The organism is Staphylococcus sp. GDX8P114P-2 (assembly GCF_017892945.1).
GTDB lineage: Bacteria > Bacillota > Bacilli > Staphylococcales > Staphylococcaceae > Staphylococcus > Staphylococcus arlettae.
The window spans coordinates 31904-50989 of record NZ_JAESMB010000009.1 but is presented as its reverse complement, the minus strand read 5'-3'; the positions used below and the strand labels follow the sequence as shown (position 1 = coordinate 50989).

At 33.2% G+C, this 19086-nt stretch carries 16 protein-coding genes; 9 read left to right on the top strand and 7 right to left on the bottom strand.

Translation table 11 applies throughout. The features are described from left to right. Positions 1–31 precede the first annotated feature (31 nt). From KA845_RS05275 to KA845_RS05260, 4 genes are all read right to left on the bottom strand, one after another. Entirely contained in the window at positions 32–1012 is a 981-nt protein-coding gene (locus KA845_RS05275; RefSeq protein WP_002510687.1) for a tRNA dihydrouridine synthase, read from the bottom strand. Positions 1013–1306: 294 nt separating this feature from the next. Beyond that, a complete protein-coding gene (locus KA845_RS05270; protein WP_210127836.1) occupies positions 1307–1969 on the bottom strand; it encodes an MBL fold metallo-hydrolase in 663 nt (220 codons plus the stop codon). A gap of 156 nt (positions 1970–2125) precedes the next feature. Then, the gene (gene thrS, locus KA845_RS05265) at positions 2126–4033 is read right to left on the bottom strand and encodes a threonine--tRNA ligase (protein WP_103388323.1); all 1908 of its coding nucleotides are present in this window, start codon (positions 4031–4033) and stop codon (positions 2126–2128) included. 463 nt (positions 4034–4496) lie between these two features. Then, positions 4497–5915, bottom strand: coding sequence for an anion permease (locus KA845_RS05260; protein WP_021459554.1), 1419 nt, complete (start codon positions 5913–5915; stop codon positions 4497–4499). Positions 5916–6616: 701 nt separating this feature from the next. On the opposite strand from KA845_RS05260, the gene KA845_RS05255 reads away from it, so the two are divergent. The 9 genes from KA845_RS05255 (at position 6617) to KA845_RS05215 (ending at position 16721) form a co-directional block, all read left to right on the top strand. Then, positions 6617–7549: a DMT family transporter gene (locus tag KA845_RS05255; protein ID WP_002510389.1), complete on the top strand. Its 933-nt coding sequence runs from the start codon at positions 6617–6619 to the stop codon at positions 7547–7549. Positions 7550–7566: 17 nt separating this feature from the next. Beyond that, positions 7567–8814: an ATP-grasp domain-containing protein gene (locus KA845_RS05250; RefSeq protein WP_210127835.1), complete on the top strand. Its 1248-nt coding sequence runs from the start codon at positions 7567–7569 to the stop codon at positions 8812–8814. Between the two features lie 13 nt (positions 8815–8827). Then, on the top strand, positions 8828–9358 hold the full coding sequence (locus KA845_RS05245; RefSeq protein ID WP_002510387.1) for a hypothetical protein: 531 nt from the start codon (positions 8828–8830) through the stop codon (positions 9356–9358). A gap of 22 nt (positions 9359–9380) precedes the next feature. Further along, positions 9381–10622 carry a DUF6421 family protein gene (locus KA845_RS05240; RefSeq protein WP_002510386.1) on the top strand — a complete coding sequence of 414 codons (1242 nt, stop codon included), beginning with the start codon at positions 9381–9383 and terminating at the stop codon, positions 10620–10622. 289 nt (positions 10623–10911) lie between these two features. Continuing rightward, a complete protein-coding gene (locus KA845_RS05235; RefSeq protein ID WP_210127834.1) occupies positions 10912–11487 on the top strand; it encodes a PadR family transcriptional regulator in 576 nt (191 codons plus the stop codon). 23 nt (positions 11488–11510) lie between these two features. After that, on the top strand, positions 11511–12641 hold the full coding sequence (locus KA845_RS05230; protein WP_210127833.1) for an FAD-dependent oxidoreductase: 1131 nt from the start codon (positions 11511–11513) through the stop codon (positions 12639–12641). Between the two features lie 430 nt (positions 12642–13071). Then, a complete protein-coding gene (locus tag KA845_RS05225; RefSeq protein WP_210127832.1) occupies positions 13072–15156 on the top strand; it encodes a heavy metal translocating P-type ATPase in 2085 nt (694 codons plus the stop codon). A gap of 18 nt (positions 15157–15174) precedes the next feature. After that, positions 15175–15705: a YdhK family protein gene (locus tag KA845_RS05220; protein ID WP_210127831.1), complete on the top strand. Its 531-nt coding sequence runs from the start codon at positions 15175–15177 to the stop codon at positions 15703–15705. Positions 15706–15890: 185 nt separating this feature from the next. Next, positions 15891–16721, top strand: coding sequence for a nucleotidyltransferase domain-containing protein (locus KA845_RS05215; protein WP_210127830.1), 831 nt, complete (start codon positions 15891–15893; stop codon positions 16719–16721). 75 nt (positions 16722–16796) lie between these two features. Here KA845_RS05215 and KA845_RS05210 read toward each other — a convergent pair whose 3' ends face one another. The 3 genes from KA845_RS05210 to KA845_RS05200 form a co-directional block, all read right to left on the bottom strand. After that, a complete protein-coding gene (locus tag KA845_RS05210) occupies positions 16797–17342 on the bottom strand; it encodes a hypothetical protein (RefSeq protein ID WP_002510381.1) in 546 nt (181 codons plus the stop codon). Further along, positions 17339–17935: a TetR/AcrR family transcriptional regulator gene (locus KA845_RS05205; RefSeq protein WP_002510380.1), complete on the bottom strand. Its 597-nt coding sequence runs from the start codon at positions 17933–17935 to the stop codon at positions 17339–17341. Before KA845_RS05205 ends, KA845_RS05210 begins: the two co-directional genes overlap by 4 nt. 205 nt (positions 17936–18140) lie before the next feature. Next, on the bottom strand, positions 18141–19076 hold the full coding sequence (locus KA845_RS05200; protein ID WP_002510379.1) for a low temperature requirement protein A: 936 nt from the start codon (positions 19074–19076) through the stop codon (positions 18141–18143). Positions 19077–19086 lie beyond the last annotated feature (10 nt).

Here is a 19086-nt window from a genome sequence, read left to right as displayed (position 1 = left end):
TATAATAAAAAAATCCCAATACGCAAACGTATTAGGATTTTACTTCGTCGTCCATGCGAGCTTCAAAGTCATCAAGTAATGCACGGGCTTCATCGGTTGTATTGGTCTGCATCAATTGATGACGCAGTTCGCTAGCGCCTCTGATGCCACGAACGTAGATCTTAAAGAATCTGCGTAGGGGTTTGAATAGTCGAGATTCCTCTTTGGAATATTTGTCGAACAATGAAAGATGTAATCTCAACAAACCTAACAGTTCTTTACTCGTATGTTCACGTGGCTCTTTTTCAAAAGCATAAGGGTTATGGAAAATGCCTCTGCCAATCATTACACCATCAATGCCATACTTTTCAGCAAGCTCAAGGCCTGTTTTTCTATCTGGGATATCCCCGTTAATCGTTAACAGTGTATCTGGTGCGATGTCGTCACGCATTTGTTTGATTGCTGCAATTAATTCCCAGTGTGCATCAACCTTACTCATCTCTTTACGTGTACGTAGATGGATAGATAAATTGGCAATGTCTTGTTCAAAGACATGTTTTAACCAATCTTTCCACTCGTCTATGTCATAATAACCGAGTCGTGTTTTAACACTTACCGGTAGTCCACCTGCTTTGGATGCTTGAATAATTTCTGCTGCGGTTTCAGGTCGTAGAATTAAACCAGACCCTTTACCTTTACTCGCAACATTAGCTACAGGACACCCCATATTCAAATCAATGCCCTTAAAGCCCATCTCTGCCATACCGATACTCATTTCGCGGAAATGCTCTGGCTTGTCACCCCATATATGAGCGACCATCGGCTGTTCATCTTCACTGAATGTTAAGCGTCCACGAACACTGTGTATACCTTCTGGATGGCAAAAGCTCTCAGTATTTGTAAATTCTGTAAAAAATACATCAGGTCTAGCTGCTTCACTAACTACATGACGAAAGACGATATCTGTAACGTCTTCCATAGGCGCCAAAATAAAAAATGGACGTGGTAATTCACGCCAAAAATTTTCAGTCATAATATATTTAAACCTTCTTATCTATAATTATCTCGAATTTTTATCCATGATGATATTACCATAAATTGTCAACATACACAAAAGTATTTTGACCAATCACAGCTATAATTCAGGGTAGTCTCTGAGGCGTCTAAAGGCATAGGGACATGGTGATTCTACTAACATTTTTGCGAGATATAGCTAGCAGAATATAGAAGTGGGGTGGTCCACTACTGTAGTGTGTCATTGAAGCTAGCAATTTACCAAGAATTCTAGCATTAATGTACAATGGTGTTTACCTGTAACAACTATCACTTATTCTGCCTCTCCATATTTAAATGTGTATATTTGGTATAACTCTTCCGCATAAACAATGTCTTCACCATGTGATGTACTAATTAAGTATGGCTGAATGTCATCAATAATTGTGCCACTTTTAATATTTTGTGACATGTTGTAAGTAAATTTATATATGGGTGGATGTAAAGCAGTGGTACTGGAGATAAATAAATCACCACAAATAAGAATATCATCGCCATCATGATGATAAACTACATGACCCGGTGCATGGCCTGGTGTTAAATAAAATGTGAAAGGTACGTCTAATGATTGATGTATGGGTTGAACTTTATATGCGACATTCGTGCGCTCCACGACCTGTTTATTGGGATAGGGTAATTCTCCATTAATATAAGGGAGCTCATTTTCATGTGCATAAATTGGAATATTAAGTGATTCAGCTATTTCCTTTGCGCCGTTAATATGATCTCCGTGTCCATGTGTTAAAAATAATGCTTGAGGCGTACCAAGGAACAGAGCAGCTTTTATTTGTGTTTTAGAGTAGGAATTCATACCGGAGTCTACAATATATACATTGTCATCGTTTACGATGTACCAGGTATTGATAATAATGGGAATACCGACATTGGTTTCTACAGTTAATTTATAAATATGATTTGATATTTGTTTTAATTCCAATTTTTCCACTCCTTCATAATTCTTGATATGATTAAAGTGTAAAATGGAACTGACAAAATAACAAGAAAGATAGTTTTACATGCGTTGAGCTATAGATAGAAAATAATTATTAATGAAACGCCCTTCACCATGTATGAAGGGCGTTGTTACTTTAACTTACGATATTTTTTCTGTTAAGATTTTTTCTATAAAAGCATCGGCTTCAAAAGTCTGAGCTGATTTATTACCGTGTTTTCGCACAGATAACGTATGGTTGCTTACCTCATTATCACCAATAACTATAGTATAAGGAATTTTTTTAATTTGCGCGTTTCTTATTTTATAACCCATTTTTTCATTACTGCTGTCCACAGCAACTCTGATACCTTTAGATTTTAAGTTTTGTTTAATCTGAGTCACATAATCTAAATGCACTTGATTATTTACAGGGATGATGTTGACTTGTATTGGTGCTAACCATAACGGTAAATTACCAGCATAATGTTCTAACAAAATACCTAAAAAGCGATCGATAGAACCATAAATAGCTCTATGAATAACGACGGGTCTTTCTTTTTCATTGTTCTCGTTAATATAATGCAAATCGAATTTTTCTGGCATTTGGAAATCGAGTTGTATTGTACCACATTGGTGACTTCTGCCTAGTGCGTCTTTAATATGGATATCTATCTTCGGTCCATAAAATGCACCGTCTTTTTCATTAACTGTATACTGTAAATTATTATAATGTAAAACATTTTTCAGAGAGGACTCCGCAAAGTTCCATAAGCTTATTTCCCCCATATAATCGTCAGGACGCGTAGATAATTCAATACTATATTCAAAGCCAAAGATAGTATACACTTTATCAATTAAATTAAGTACGTTAAGAATTTCAGGCTCTATTTGATTTTTAGTGACATAAATATGAGCATCATCTTGGTTGAATGTCCTTACTCTGAACAATCCATTTAAAGAACCACTTAACTCATGACGGTGAACTTGACCGAATTCGGCCATGCGAATAGGTAAGTCTCTATATGAGTGATGTTCATTTTTATAAATAAGCATATGGCCCGGACAATTCATAGGTTTCAATGAATATCTTACATCATCAACTTCAGTAAAATACATATTATCTTTATAGTGGTCCCAATGACCGCTGTTTTTCCATAATGCTTCATTCATGATAAAGGGTGTATATACTTCTTGATAATCTTCTGCAAATTGTAGTTTTCTTAAAAAGTTCTGTAGTTCCAGACGTATAATTTGCCCATTATGTTTATAGAAAGGCATACCAGGAGCATAATCAGAAAATGTAAATAACTCCAGTTCTTTACCTATTTTTCTATGATTGATATTGTGGTATTGCTCAAGAAACTTTTCATGTGCTGCTAGGGCTGTTTCAGTAGCAAAAGCTATACCAGATATACGTTGTAATGCTTCATTATTTACATCTCTCAACCAATTTGTAGATGATATGTTTTTGAGTTTGTAGTTTTTCAATTTTGATAAATTACTAATAATAGGGTAACTAATTAATGATTTATAGTCCCCAATTTCAGCAATTTTAACCTTGTCATTCTCATTATTTTCAATGTGATAGCGCATGTATTTTTGATCAGCTACCAATTGTTGCGCTTTTTCTGATGATACTTCTGACACCTTTATTGTGGGATTAGATTCTATAAGCTTGTTAAGTGATTTATTTATGCGTTTTATATCATCTTTATTAAGATTTTTAATAGTTGTTTGGAAATCACAATAAAAGCTTTCATTGCTTACACCTATATCAGCAATTTCAATACCTTCAAAGTTATTATGAATGACGTAACCGACTAAAAAAGACAATGTATATCTTATAGATGCTTCAGCTTCGGGTTCTTCAAAAGTGATAAAATTTACTTTACTATCTTCATTTAGAGAATAACTTAGTTCCTTTAATTCCCCGTTAACGTCTCCAAGAGCAGCTTTTTTTGAAAAAGAGCTACCAATATTTTTAGCAACATGAAGTAGTGTTGTATTTTGTGGCACCTCCAATACATTATTATTTGATAATTGAACTTTTACATTACCGTTAAACATTGATATCACTCCTTTAATTTATAATAAAAAACTGCGCTTATCCCTATAGATATAGGGACGAGCGCAGTCTCGTGGTACCACCCAAATTCCCCTAATTGATTTGTTAATCAATTAAGGCTCATGGAATAACGTAACATGTTATTAAACGATGTATTTTCATACATATCTCCAAAGTAGTAAAGTATTTATAAATATAGAAGCTTTCAGCCGGTGACCTCTATTCCCTGTGTGTGAACTAAATACTTTTTCTTTTTCCACGATTAATATCTTAAATTATTAACCATCATAAATGAGTTGGCTAACAATTGCAATATTAATTTTAAAATAATCAGAATTTAATAATAACAACGCCCTTCACCATGTGTGAAGGGCGTTGTTACATTTATATTATATTTATAAAGATTAGTGTACATTATTTTTATATTATAAAAGCTTATGACGAAAGGTGGGGACATTGTTTAATCTATAGAATACCAATTAATTTCATCCAAACGGAACCTAAACCTATCCAAATAATGAAATATACAATTCCCAGGATAAAGTTCATAGTCCACCAACGTTTTTGAGAAATATAGCCAGCTGAATATAGGATTGGTGCTGGGCCACTACTGTAATGTGTCGTTGAAGCTAACAAGTTACCAAAGAAACCTAGCATTAATGCACTGTATAACGGTGGCGCGCCTGCAGCAACTGCCACACCTAATAGCGCGGCATACATTGCGCTGACGTGTGCGGTTGCGCTCGCAAATAAATAGTGAGAATAAAAATAGAATAGCAACAAAATAACAAGAACAATGGGCCAATTGAAGTGACCCAAACTTGTGGCGATGAGTTTGCTTAACCATGGAATAAAGCCTAATTTATTTAACCGATCTGCCATGAGTACGAGCACTGAGAACCAAATTAATGTATTCCAGGCACCTGTTTCATTTAAAATATCTTTCCACTCTAGTACGCCTGTTAACAATAATAACGATAGGGCAATAAATGCTGTTAACGTGGCATCTATGTTAATCATGCTTCCTGTTATCCAAAGCAGTAATGAAATGATGAAGATTGTAATCATATATTTTTCTGCGGTTGATATTTTTCCCATTGTTGCTAATTCTTTATTAGCCCAGTTTTTAGCATTTGGCGTTTCTTTAGTGCTTGGGGGATATATTTTATAAATAACGTAAGGTATAACGATTAGAGATATTAAGCCAGGCACTAAGGCGGCTAAAAACCAGTTCATCCACGTTATATTTACGTTAGCAGTACTTCCGGCAAGGTGTTGTGCTAATGGATTACCTGCCATTGCAGTTAAAAACATGGCGGCAGTAATTAAATTACCTTGGAATTCGGTAAAGATAAGAAACGCACCCATTTTCCGTTCTGTTCCTTGCTTTGGATCCGAATCAAAGGATTCAGAAAGTGATTTGATAATGGGGAACATAATACCACCTGCACGTGCTGTATTACTTGGAGTGGCAGGGGCTAATATAAGGTCAACGCCGACAAGTGAATAGGCCAATCCTAAAGTTTTTTTACCAAATAATTTTACAAATTGCAGTGCAATACGACGGCCTAAACCAGTTTTGACGAAACCTCTCGAGATAAAAAAGGCAATGACAATCAGCCAGATACTGTTATTACCAAATCCTGCTACTGCAGTTTTGATGTCAGTTACGCCTGTTAGTATCATGGCTGTAAACCCAAGTATAGATACTGCGCCGATTGGCATAGGTTGTGTAATACAAGCAATAATCGTTGTTACAAATATCGCGAACATATACCAAGCTTGTAGGCTTAATGCGTCCGGTTTGATAGGGGTAAATGCACAGATGAGTATACCGATAATTAGGGGTAAAATAAATTTACGGTATTTTATTGAATTTTTCATGATGAAACGTTCCTTCCTTCTACACAATATTACTACTTACAACTATTAATCTACGCTTATCAACACTGTATGTAAACACGAAATAAATAAAGGTTTATTGCAATTTACTATGCCTAAAAATCTTTTGTTTGAAGTATTGATTTATCGATTTTTGTAAAATGTATTGAATGATAATTGTTCCAAACGTCTTCATTAGTTTAGATGAACATGAATAATATTTTGCGTAATGATTAAGTAAGGTGATAAATCTGACTGATAAAGTCGACTCTGAAATAGAGACAAGGAGTAGGTGCAATTATAGAAGAGCAAAATAATTTTGACTAAGCTATCGTAGATTTTGTTGATAGTATTAGTGGAGTAGAAGATAATGCAATTTCTTTTCTTGGAGAGCAAGTTTCAAATGTAGGAAATAGTGCTGTAACTTTGCTTGATTCAGCACTTTCAGCTTTTGGTTATAAATAAATATAATAGTTATTAACATAACAAGGACGCCTTATTTGTAAGGCGTCCTTTTTGAGACAAAATAGATTTTAAATATAGCAAGGGCTAATCCTTTAACAAGGGTTAGTTCATTTTTGGTCTTATTTACATGTTAAACAAATTTATTATTTTAAAAATATTTAGAAATTTTAGAATTTTCTTGTAATAAGAAAATATTATAGTATTATATAAATTATGTATTTTCAAAGGAGTGCATAATATTGAATCATAAATCATTACTGTGGTTATTTTTTGTAATTATATGTTTAGTAAATGGAACGACGTGGGGAGCACAAAGAATAGGATTGGAAAATAGTCTGCCTTTTTGGTCATCATCTATGCGTTTTATAATTTCAGGATCACTTATATGTATAATTTTGCTAATATTTAAAAAATGGAAGTTGCCGCCTAAAGGTTATATGCTTGCCTTATTTTATGGCATTTTTTATTTTAGTGTCCCCTTTGGTACTGTTTACTGGGGAACGCAATATGTATCTAGTGGTTTAGTTTCTGTGTTAATGTCTATGCTTGCTGTAATGCTGTTAATATTCAATAAAATTTTTGGTGGAATACCTGCTACAAAGATGCAAATATCTGGGGTTTTGTTCAGCTTGATTGGAATTATCATAATATTTTGGCAAACATTTCAAATTGATTATTCTCTATTAAGTATTGTATCTATGTTGCTTATTTTAACAAGTGGTCTAGGTAGTGCTTTAGTCACGATTAAAGTAAGAGACCATTTATCATATATGCCTATATTTAACTTTAATGCTGTAGCAATGATTATAGGTGGTATCGGATTAGGGTTTGCTAGCTTACTACTAGAGAATGGGAATCGAACTTTTCATGGGCCGAGTTTATATGCATTACTCTATTTATCAACTGTTGGATCAGTCATTGGTCTAGCATTATATATGACACTGTTAAAGCATTGGCATGTATCTAGAGCAAGTGCACATTTATTTATTTCCCCGGCAATAGCGCTCTATTTAGGTTCCTTGTTTTTAGGTGAAACATTAAATATTTACACGTATGTAGGAACGGCTTTAATACTATGCGGTGTTATGCTCATAAACATAAGCCCTAAGGTTATAACTACAATTTTCCAATATTTTAGCACTAATATTCACAAAAATAGATCTAATACTTAACGAAGGAGTAATTAAATATGGGACAGCACATTGTATTAATTTATCAAAATATTGATATCCCCTTTATATTTGAAGAGGCAGAAAAATTAGGCATTCGATTAACATTGGTGAATAGACTAAAGCAGCAACCCGTTGACTTACCAGCAGTTAAAAGACAACTATCAATAGATATTTTTAATGAACAAGTGGCAATAAATGAATTAAAACACCTGGATTCACATGATCCTATTGATGGCGTCATGACCTTGTTTGATGGTGCGGTAACCTTTACATCTCTCTTGGCAGCAGAATTAAATCTACCTAAATCTGGAGAGCATTCACATATACATTTGCGTGATAAAAGTGCTATGAGAAAGCAGTTTAATAAGTATGATATAAATAACCCAAAATACGCAGAAATTGATGATATTAGTGATATAGATGTGATTAAAGCTATGAATTATCCGATAGTTATTAAACCCAAAACTGGATTTTCAAGTCTAGGCGTTATCAAAGCAAATAATGAGCAAGAGGCAAAAAATGGTATAGAAACAGTACAAGCAATTAATGAACAAACGTTGAATTATATGTCGCATAATGAAGGGAATTCTTTTAGTGGCATTATTGTTGAAGAATATATTAATGGTCCAGAATATGTGGCAGAATCTTTTGTTAACAACGGGAAAACGACTGTTCTCTCTATTGGTTATAAAGGTAATCCACAAGGTCCATATTTTGAAGAAGGGGTTTATATTGCGCCAGCCCAAATATCGTACTCATTAAAAGAGGCAATAGAAGCACAAGTAATACATGCGAATAAAGCTTTAGGAATTATAAATGGTCCTACACATACAGAATTAAGAGTTGATAATGCTAATCAGCCTTATATATTGGAAGTTGGCGCACGTATAGGAGGGTCCGGTGTTTCACATTTCATTGTTAAAGCTAGTACCGGTTTTAATCTAGCTAAATGGTCTTTATTTGCTGCGCTAGGTCAAGAAGTTGAAATACCAAACAGCAATGAAGTGGCAAAATGTATAGCAGGGAACTATATAGTGCCAACAAAGGGCCATGGAGAAATAACGAGTTTAAAAGGTTTTAATAATGTCTTGAAGCAAGAAGAAACTAATAGAATTCTCCAATTTTTGCAAGTAGGAAATATTGTCGAACCATACCCTAATTTCTCTGGATATCCGGGATTTGTTTTGACGACTCATAATAATTACGATGACTGCGTTAATTATTACAAATGGTTAGATGATGAAATTTTAATAAATTATAAATAAACGGAGGATAATGATGAAAGCTATTGAAGATATCAAATTCATTCATACTTTGGGACCAATCAACACAAACTGTGAGCAAGCTGCATATAAATGGTTAGAAGAAAATAAAATAGAAGGGGAAGTATTTTTACATAATACACTTGAAGATGCACTATTAGAAGTTAAAAAGAATGATTTTGCAGCATTGTTAGGTTGCGTGGTTTATCCAGATTTGCATAAAATTGTATTTTCCAATTTAAATGATTTATCACTAGTAGATTGCTTCATAATGCCCACTTATAATATGATTTTAGCGACAAATGATGACACGAAAGATTTAGGAAATAGTATCATAGCTACACATCCAGCTCCATCAGGATTGGCATATGATTTTACTGTCTCGAAAAATATTAAGTTAGTTAACTCAAATTCTCAAGCTGCTTTACAGTGTTCAAAGGGGTTAAGTGATGCATGTATTACGACTTTACCAGCAGCTCAAAAGTATAGTTTGAAAGTAATTAAAGATTTTGGTGAAGTTCCAATGGGATTTACAATACATTATTAGATGGTAAAGAGGGAGTATAAAAATGAAAAAATACATTGAATCTATAGAAAATATTACAATTTATTTTGAACAAGAGATAATACCATATACAACTATCATTAAAGCACATCAATCAAAAGATGGCAGTATAATTGGCGACAAATTTTTTATAGAAAAAACACTTTATCAATTAAATGAAAAGTTAAGTTATATCTATAAAGCAACAAATAATGAGTTAATGGCTAAAGCTTTTGAACAAGATATTCAAAACTGGATAAAATCAGGTTTAGAATTTAAACCAGATTTTATAAATACCCTGGAAAACTTAAAAGCACCTAACAATAAAGAATTAGTAATGTTTGTTGGTCCAGTTAAATGTCCAAATGGTCCTAAACCTACAGGGTATTTTTTTGAAGCAATATTTGCTCAACGATATGAACCACAATTATTAAATGAAATTGAAAAATTATTACCACATCCAGGATCAGGTTGCCAATCAACTAAGTTGATAACCGGATCTAATGGAGTAATAGAGGGAAATTGTATAGTTTTTTTCCCAGAAAATATTTCTACTAAAGAGAAGATTAATAATCAATCTTTTGCAGTGTTCTTTTTTAATAAGTTTCAAAAAATATGGATGAATGAAACAATACAAAGAGCAAACGTTTTAATAGACCAAAGTCATTGGGTTTCCACCACATTAACCGCTGAAGAATGTTATACGGTTCGATCAATTTGGGGGTATTTACATGATTACTTTCATCACAAAGGACCTCGACCTTTGAATGAGAATTTACAGTCTAAAATGAATTTTCATTCAGGTATTTTAGAAGAAATTAAAGTAGACTGCGAATCAATTTTAACTTTAGATAAATATTCATTACCTTATAAAAATGAATTACTAGAATTTGTAATTCTTGAAAGATTGATAAGATATCCAGGACAGCCAGATGCATTAACTAATTTTGATGCTGGGACAGGATACTTTTTGTTCGAGTGGTTGATTGAGAATGGGAATAGTTTGAAAATAAATAAGTCAGAAAATTTAGAAATCAATTTCGAACTGATGCTTGAAGATATTACTAAATTAGTAGAAGAAATCAAAACTATAGAAAAAATTGATGATGATGAAGTGTATAAAAAATCTTCGAAAGCTTTAGTTATGAAATACTTACCTAGTGGAAAAGAAGGTAATCGTTTTAGCACACCAACAAGATATAGAATGTTATCTGAAAGAGTGGTATTACCTGCTGGAAATCTCGACTTTAAAAGCATGAGTTTTTAAAATAGATATTACCATATTCTTAGGTGTTATCTAAAATATTATCAGCAATTGCTATCAATTTTCTTTAAATTTAATTGCAAAATACTAAAAAAGCCTCCTTTTAAATGGTGGCTTTTTTAGTATGCCTTCTGTTGACCAGGGCATCACGATCAATAAATGATACAGCATACTTAAAGGACTCATTATATAAGCATAAGCAAAAAATGATAATTAAAAATAGTTATTTATTTGACACGTTTCGATATATCGTTTATTGTTTCGATATATCGAAAAAAGAAGGGTGATTATTATGTTTAATAGACATTTTCATAATAGAAGACATGTATTAATGCAACAAGATAATAGAGGTGGTGGCCGTGGGTTTGATGGGTTTGATAAAATGTTTGCCTCTGCGCAAGGAAGAAACCGTTTCTTTAAAAAAGGCAATTTACAATTAAGCATATTGAGTTTGTTAGAAGAAGAACCGAAACATGGCTATCAAGTTATTAAAGATTTAGAAGCGCGATTTAAAGGTTTCTATTCACCAAGTCCAGGTAGTGTGTATCCTATTTTACAGATGTTAGAAGATCGAGAATTCGTGTCAGTTTCAAAAGAAGGAACTAAAAAGGTCTATACCGTTACGGCAAAAGGGTCGGAATTTTTAAAAGAGCATAGCCAACACAATGAATTTACAAAACGTATGGAAGCATTTAAAAATATGGATATGGAGAAAATGAATGATTTAAGAAATCAAATCCAAGATTTATTCAAAGAATTTATGGTAACAGGACAAAGTGCCCTAAAAGATGAAAATAAATATGATCAATTTCAACAATTAATAAAGGATACTAAAGTACAACTCTTAAATATAAGAGAAGAAAAATAAAATATGTCAAAGAAGGTATAGTGATGAAAAAGCAAAATCTACAACATATCGCAATTATTGGTGGAGGACCAGGAGGATTAATGCTTGGTTTACTATTGCAACACCAAGGGTTACCCTTTACCATTTATGAACGTGGCCACAAAAATATCCACAAGGATAGAGGCGGGTCATTAGATATTCATGACGATAGTGGACAACTCGCTTTGAAACAAGCAGGTATATTTGAAGTATTTCGTAAATATGTACGCTTCGATGGCGAAGATACCCGTATCGTGCGTAAAGACGGCAAAATACTATACGATGAAGATGCAGAGGATGAGGGCAGTAGACCTGAAATTGATCGTGGGAAGTTATGCGATATTATAGTTGAACAAATCAATCCACAACACATAAAATATGGTTATAAATATGAAAATATGAAACAACTTGATAATAGTCAAGCCGAACTCACATTTGAAAATGGTGTAAAAGTAATTACAGATTTAGTAATTGGAGCGGATGGAGCATTTTCTAAAATTCGACCACATTTAACCGATGCTATGCCTGAGTATACTGGTATTTCTATGATTGAAATGAATTCTGATGAAAATGAACATCCAGATCTTCTCAAATTTAATAAAAATGGGAAAGTAATGGCATTAGGTGGATATCAAGCGATATTAGGTCAACGCAATGGAGATGGACGTATTATGGCATACATTAGTTTTAAAATGATGTATGACACTCTTGATGAATACCGTAATCTTTCTTTAGACGAATTAAAAGAAAGATTGATGCACGAATTTAATGATTGGGGAGCAGATCTGAAAAAATATATTGCGTATAGTTATGATGATGTTAAATTCCGCCGTATTTACAAACTTCCTATAGGATTGACTTGGGAAACCCAAAAGAATATGACACTTATTGGAGATGCTGCGCATCTTATGAGTCCATTTGCAGGTGAAGGTGTTAATATGGCTTTACATGATGCTTATCTTTTAGCCAAGGCCTTCCATATGTATGATGATCTTACTGAAATTTTGAACAGCTATGAGCAACAAATGTTTGAAATTGCGAAAGTTCATGCACAAGAATCTCAAGATAATTTGGCAATATTTTTCTCGGACAATGGTGCTGAAACAATGGCCCAACTTTTTGAGGAAATAGCGTAACTTCTGGCTCAAGATATATAGTTATGGCTATACCGTTAATGATTATAAATTTATTGAAATAATTTCTTAATGTATCATGACTAAGACAAAGGTTGATTAAGAAACGATTTAAAGGCTCCTTGTAATGAGGAGCCTTTTTGACTTTTTATTTTGTTCACTACTATTTTAATTGGGTTATTTTCCACCTCTTAATTATATAAATAAAAGTATGTATGTATGATTTACAATAAACAATCTTATTGTAAATCAATGAAATAGTTCGCCGCACTTATTCAAAATAAGATAAAAACTTATAATAATGACTAAGCAACTTTAGATAAGTAATGCATGGGCATTAGATGAACTTATGAGCATATAAGATGTTTTCATATACCCTAACAGGGTATATTATAGGTGTAATAATAAAAATAGAAATGTAGGAGGTTTTACTTTGACTAATCATGAAGCGCACGAACATCATGAGCACCATGATCATCACGAAAACCATGACCACCATGATCATCACCAACATCATGAAGCACATGCGCACCACGATCATGCGAGTGGTCATGCACATCACCATCATGATAATTTTAAAATTAAATTTTTCGTTTCATTAATTTTTGCCATACCTATTATCATTTTATCGCCAATGATGGGCGTTACATTGCCATTTCAGTTTACTTTTTCAGGGTCTGAATGGATTGTCTTGATACTGGCTACAATATTATTCTTTTATGCTGGTAAACCATTCTTATCTGGTGGAAAAGACGAAATAGCAGCTAAACAACCAGGTATGATGACATTAGTGGCTTTAGGTATTTCAGTTGCTTATATTTATAGCTTGTATGCTTTTTACATGAATAATATTAGTAGTTCAACAGGTCATACAATGGACTTTTTCTGGGAATTAGCGACATTAATTTTGATTATGTTGTTAGGTCATTGGATTGAAATGAATGCTGTAGGGAATGCTGGAGATGCATTGAAAAAGATGGCGGAATTGTTACCTAATAGTGCTATCAAAGTAACGAATAATGACCAACGTGAAGAAGTTAAAATTTCAGACATCGTTATTGATGATATTGTTGAAGTGAAAGCAGGAGAAAGCATTCCATCAGATGGTATTATCGTTCAAGGACAAACATCTGTAGATGAATCTTTAGTTACCGGTGAATCCAAAAAAGTACAAAAAGCTCAAAATGACGCTGTTATTGGTGGTGCTATCAATGGATCAGGTACTATACAAGTTAAAGTTACAGCAGTAGGTGAAGATGGTTACCTCTCTCAAGTGATGGAACTTGTGAATCAAGCACAAAATGATAAGTCTAAAGCTGAATTATTATCGGATAAGGTCGCAGGTTATTTGTTCTACTTTGCTGTAAGTATTGGTGTGATTGCATTTATTGTGTGGATGTTGGTGCAAAATAATATTGATTTTGCGTTAGAACGCCTAGTAACTGTATTGGTCATTGCTTGTCCGCATGCATTAGGATTGGCTATACCTTTAGTTACTGCACGTTCTACGTCAATAGGTGCACATAATGGTTTAATTATTAAAAATAGAGAAGCGGTTGAGATTGCACAACATATCGACTATGTAATGATGGATAAAACAGGCACACTCACAGAAGGTGATTTTTCAGTTAATCATTATGAAAGCTTTAAAGATGATTGGAGCGATGACACAATATTAAGTTTGTTTGCGTCACTTGAAAGTCAGTCTAATCATCCTTTAGCGACTGGCATTGTTGATTTCGCAACGCAGAAAAATATTGCATACGCTAATCCTCAAGATGTGAATAACATTTCAGGTGTAGGCTTAGAAGGTATAGTTGATCAGCAAAAGTATAAAATCACAAATGTTTCATATCTTGATAAATATGACTACGATTATAATCGAGACTTGTTCACGTCATTAGCACAACAAGGGAATTCAATTAGTTATTTAATTGATGAACAGCAAGTCATAGGTATTATTGCTCAAGGTGACAAAATTAAAGAGAGTTCAAAACAAATGGTAGCTGATTTACTAGCAAGAAATATAACACCAGTCATGCTGACCGGTGATAATAAAGAGGTAGCGCAAGCAGTTGCACAACAAATAGGGATTAAAGATGTACATGCGCAACTTATGCCAGAAGATAAAGAAAGTATTATAAAAGATTACCAACAAAATGATAAAAAAGTAATGATGGTCGGTGATGGTATCAATGATGCACCGAGTCTTATCAGAGCTGACATTGGTATAGCTATCGGTGCAGGTACAGATGTTGCTGTCGACTCGGGAGATATCATTCTTGTTAAAAGTAACCCGGCGGATATTATTCATTTCTTGTCACTGTCCAAAAATACAATGCGCAAAATGGTGCAAAACTTATGGTGGGGTGCAGGATACAATATTATTGCAGTACCATTAGCTGCCGGTATTTTAGCATTTCTTGGACTTATTCTCTCACCAGCAGTTGGTGCAGTATTAATGTCCTTAAGTACCATTATTGTTGCAATTAATGCCTTTACATTGAAATTAAAATAACAAACAGGAGTTTTTAACATGATAAAAAAAGTAATCTTTCTTATATTAGCATCAGCATTAGTATTATCCGCTTGTTCAAATAAAGAGGAACACAGTGAAGGGACTAACAACCATAAGGACCATAATGATGAAAGTAAGGCGCCAGAGGATATGACAGCGACGACTAAAGGCAAGTTTGAACAAGGGGATAAAGTGACGATTACTGCAGGCCATATGCCAGGTATGAAAGGTGCAGAAGCTACAGTTAAAGGCGCCTACAAAACACATGCTTATGTTGTAAGTTATAAACCTACAAATGGTGATAAAAAAGTGAATAATCATAAATGGGTCGTCAATGAAGAAATTAAAGAAACACCAGAACATGGGTTTAGCGCAGGTGATACAGTCAAATTAGAAGCGGACCATATGCCTGGCATGAAAGGCGCCACAGCAGATGTAGATGATGTGAAAGAGACTACTGTCTATATGGTCGATTACAAATCTACAGACGACGGTAAAACGGTCAAAAATCATAAATGGATGACGGACGATGAACTAAAATCTCGCTAAGAATGCTTTTGAAAGTTAGGTATATAGTGAGTATAATATTGGTCAAAAGGCACATACATCAGCTGTATGTGTCTTTTGTCAATGTGTTATAGTACAGGGAAAGCTTGAATAGTTTGATACATAGTAAAATTTGATAAAGTTTATTCGTATAAAACATCATTTGAAAAAATGTAGGAGTGAGTTAAATGGGCGTTGTATATCATATAGTTAACAAAATAGTAACAGAAATAAGTGGATTACCAGGTGTGGTAGGAGTTGTGCTAGGTGGCTCTAGAGCCAAAGGTAATCATAGACCAGATTCCGATATAGATATAGGTATCTATTATGATGAAACACAAGGGTTTAATACAGACTATATCGAAACAGCAGCAGGTAAACTTAACGACGAGCAAAAAGAACAGTTAATTACAGCATTAGGAGATTGGGGAGAATGGATTAACGGTGGTGGCTGGTTAATTGTGGATGGTTATCATGTAGATTTAATTTTCCGTGATATTAATAAAGTAAATGATGTGATAAACGATTGTTTAGCAGGTAGTGTAACGATTCATTATCAAACTGGTCACCCACACGGCTTTTTAAACGTGATGTATATGGGTGAGTTAAATATTTGTGAAATATTAGCAGATCCTCAAAATACATTACATGAGCTTAAAACAAAAACATATCCATATCCTCCCGAAGTCAAACAGTCCATAACTCAATTTTTTGCGTTTGAAGCTTCTTTCTCCTTAATGTTTATCGAGGACAACCTTGATAAAGATGATATTTCGTATCTAATAGGCCATTTATTCCGATGCTTGTCTTGTTTGAATCAAGTAATCTTTGCAAAAAATGAGGTTTATTGTATTAATGAAAAGAAAGCTGTAGCACTCATTAATACATTCCCAGTGAAGCCTAAAAATTATAAACAAAGAATAGATAATATTGTATCTTCATTTTCAATAGATGAATATAAAACCAAGGCAGCTATTGAAGAATTAAGAAATGTTATTGATGAAACCAATCATTTATAATCAAAGATATGCGAAAACTTTAATTTGCAACGATAAAAAGACTTCTTATTTGATAAGAAGTCTTTTTTATACTTATTATGACTTACTTTCTTTTTTGGGTGGCCACACAAAATATGATATACAAATAATTAAATCAATAACAATGACGATTGTCCAAATATGAATGACACTGTCTAAAGCTGCTGTGCGACTTGCATCATTAATTAAATAAACAATTAAATGTAAAACACCTGTTCCTAAGAGGTAAGAAAGTAGATGCTTTAACCAATTTTTGGCATAGTTTTTAGCGTAGTCTAGTCCTGTAGGTTTATAAGGTTTGGCACCTTGTTTCATCACATAATATCTAAACCTATCGTCTGCCCAAGTTATCATGCTTTTCCCAAAAACAAGAGATACTGCAATATAAACTGCAGCTATAGCGTGTGGCGTTTCTGCTGTTGCACCATTCATGAGGTCTATAGCTGTTGTTATAAGTAGTATTAAATCGATCACAGGTGTGAGTGCTAGAAAGAATAGACCTAACTTTTTGAGCTTGAAGATATATCTTGTGACTAGTCCGAGTAATATGACTACCCAAAAGGCAACTTCACAAAAAATGATAAGCCAGACAATAAAGTTCATGTTTTTCCTCCCTTATATGTGAGTGTCGCTATTTCTTCATCTATTATTGATTGAATATCTTCGTTTGAGGTGTCGTTTGGATTAAGTAATTTATGCAGAGCTAAACCATCAATTAAAGCATGTAATTTCATTGCAGTAAGATGAATATTTAAATTAGTTTGTAGTAGCTGTTCATTATTTAATAAAGTCAAAATGCTATGACATAGTTGATCTAGTCCATCGTCTAGCGTACTTTGACCATATTCATGAATGTCATAACGAAAAGCCATCCAAACTTCCATATCAGCGAGTCTTTCTTGATCTAAGGGTAAGACGGTTAGCAAACTTGCTTTAACTTTATCAATGGTATTAAGGTTTTTGGACGTAAATATAGCTTCAATTCTCCTTCTTATTTTCACTTCTACGGTAGACATAACGGCGTTTAGTAACTCAGAATGATTTGGAAAATAATATCTAATCTGACCAGGGGTCATTTGCGCTATGTGCGCAATTTGTCTTACGGTAGAGCCTTTTACACCATTTTCTACAATTGAATCGAAAGCGTATTGAATGATTTCGGTTTTCTTGTGTTCGTGATTAATTATTTTTGGCATACTCCTAGTTTAACATATTTTAATACAAGTGTATTAATTAAAAGTCTGAAATGAGTAAAGTTCTGATTTGCCACTTTCTTTTGTTATAAGTGCATTTATAAATTATATAAAATAAAAAATCCTTCAAGTAGAATTGAAGGATTTTACAGCGTGTATTAGGATGAAAATTTTATGATTTCCTTTATGTTTCAGCACAAAAATTTATTTACACATGCGCTCTATGGAATCGTATATTGGTTAATGTACTAATGATAAATAACAGCAAGAACAGTATGAAACCATATATTTCAAATATATTCAACTGGCCATGGGATAATAGTTTATTAATCATTAAAAACATCATATCTAATGAAAAGAGTAATAATAAATGTATATAAATTGTGGTGAAACCAGTTTTGTTAGTTGTATTTTTGTCAGTTGCTTTATAGTGATACACATAAATAATAAATAACAGTGAAATAAAGGCAAAACATAATGTATATAAACTGTTTAAATGGGCTAATTCAATATTTTGGATTAATAGCACGAGACCTTCACCAAATAATAAAATGATGAGTAAGCTTAAGCGTTCAGTCAAATGATTAAAAAATATAGGATTGTGATATGAAACCATATAAAAGAGTAGTGGAAAGACTGCTACAATTAGAATGCCTATGAAAAATAACCAAAAATTAATCGGTGCAGGCAACATTATTGATATTACAGAAAGGATAATTGTTAATAATAATCCACTTGTGTAAACTTTGACCAATTTGAAATCTACTTCTGTATCGGTAAATTTATAATTAATAAAGTATTGTATGAATACACTTAGATACACTAAGGCAGTCGTTAAAACAAATGGTGAAAATGTTTGTTGAAAATCACTATTTATCGCTTTAGACAAGATAATGATTAAATACATATCTATAAATACAAACACGTATTGATACCATTTTTGATTGAAGAACCTGTTAACTAAAAGTGTTCGATAGATCCATATAGAGAAAAAGACAAGAAAAAGCATGAAACTTTTCCCTAATTCTTCTAATGACATTATATTATGTGAAATACCTTCAACAGTTTGATTGATAGTAGCTAAAACATAAACAAATATTAAATCAAAAAATAATTCTGTCATGCTGACTTCTTTTTTCTTCATTTTTTCACTC

Bases quoted from the DNA above. Each gene is read 5' to 3' on its own strand.
- KA845_RS05275 (WP_002510687.1), bottom strand. From the start codon at position 1,012: ATGACTGAAAATTTTTGGCGTGAATTACCACGTCCATTTTTTATTTTG.
- thrS (WP_103388323.1), bottom strand. From the start codon at position 4,033: ATGTTTAACGGTAATGTAAAAGTTCAATTATCAAATAATAATGTATTG.
- KA845_RS05260 (WP_021459554.1), bottom strand. From the start codon at position 5,915: ATGAAAAATTCAATAAAATACCGTAAATTTATTTTACCCCTAATTATC.
- KA845_RS05250 (WP_210127835.1), top strand. From the start codon at position 7,567: ATGGGACAGCACATTGTATTAATTTATCAAAATATTGATATCCCCTTT.
- KA845_RS05245 (WP_002510387.1), top strand. From the start codon at position 8,828: ATGAAAGCTATTGAAGATATCAAATTCATTCATACTTTGGGACCAATC.
- KA845_RS05240 (WP_002510386.1), top strand. From the start codon at position 9,381: ATGAAAAAATACATTGAATCTATAGAAAATATTACAATTTATTTTGAA.
- KA845_RS05235 (WP_210127834.1), top strand. From the start codon at position 10,912: ATGTTTAATAGACATTTTCATAATAGAAGACATGTATTAATGCAACAA.
- KA845_RS05230 (WP_210127833.1), top strand. From the start codon at position 11,511: ATGAAAAAGCAAAATCTACAACATATCGCAATTATTGGTGGAGGACCA.
- KA845_RS05220 (WP_210127831.1), top strand. From the start codon at position 15,175: ATGATAAAAAAAGTAATCTTTCTTATATTAGCATCAGCATTAGTATTA.
- KA845_RS05215 (WP_210127830.1), top strand. From the start codon at position 15,891: ATGGGCGTTGTATATCATATAGTTAACAAAATAGTAACAGAAATAAGT.
- KA845_RS05210 (WP_002510381.1), bottom strand. From the start codon at position 17,342: ATGAACTTTATTGTCTGGCTTATCATTTTTTGTGAAGTTGCCTTTTGG.
- KA845_RS05205 (WP_002510380.1), bottom strand. From the start codon at position 17,935: ATGCCAAAAATAATTAATCACGAACACAAGAAAACCGAAATCATTCAA.
- KA845_RS05200 (WP_002510379.1), bottom strand. From the start codon at position 19,076: ATGAAGAAAAAAGAAGTCAGCATGACAGAATTATTTTTTGATTTAATA.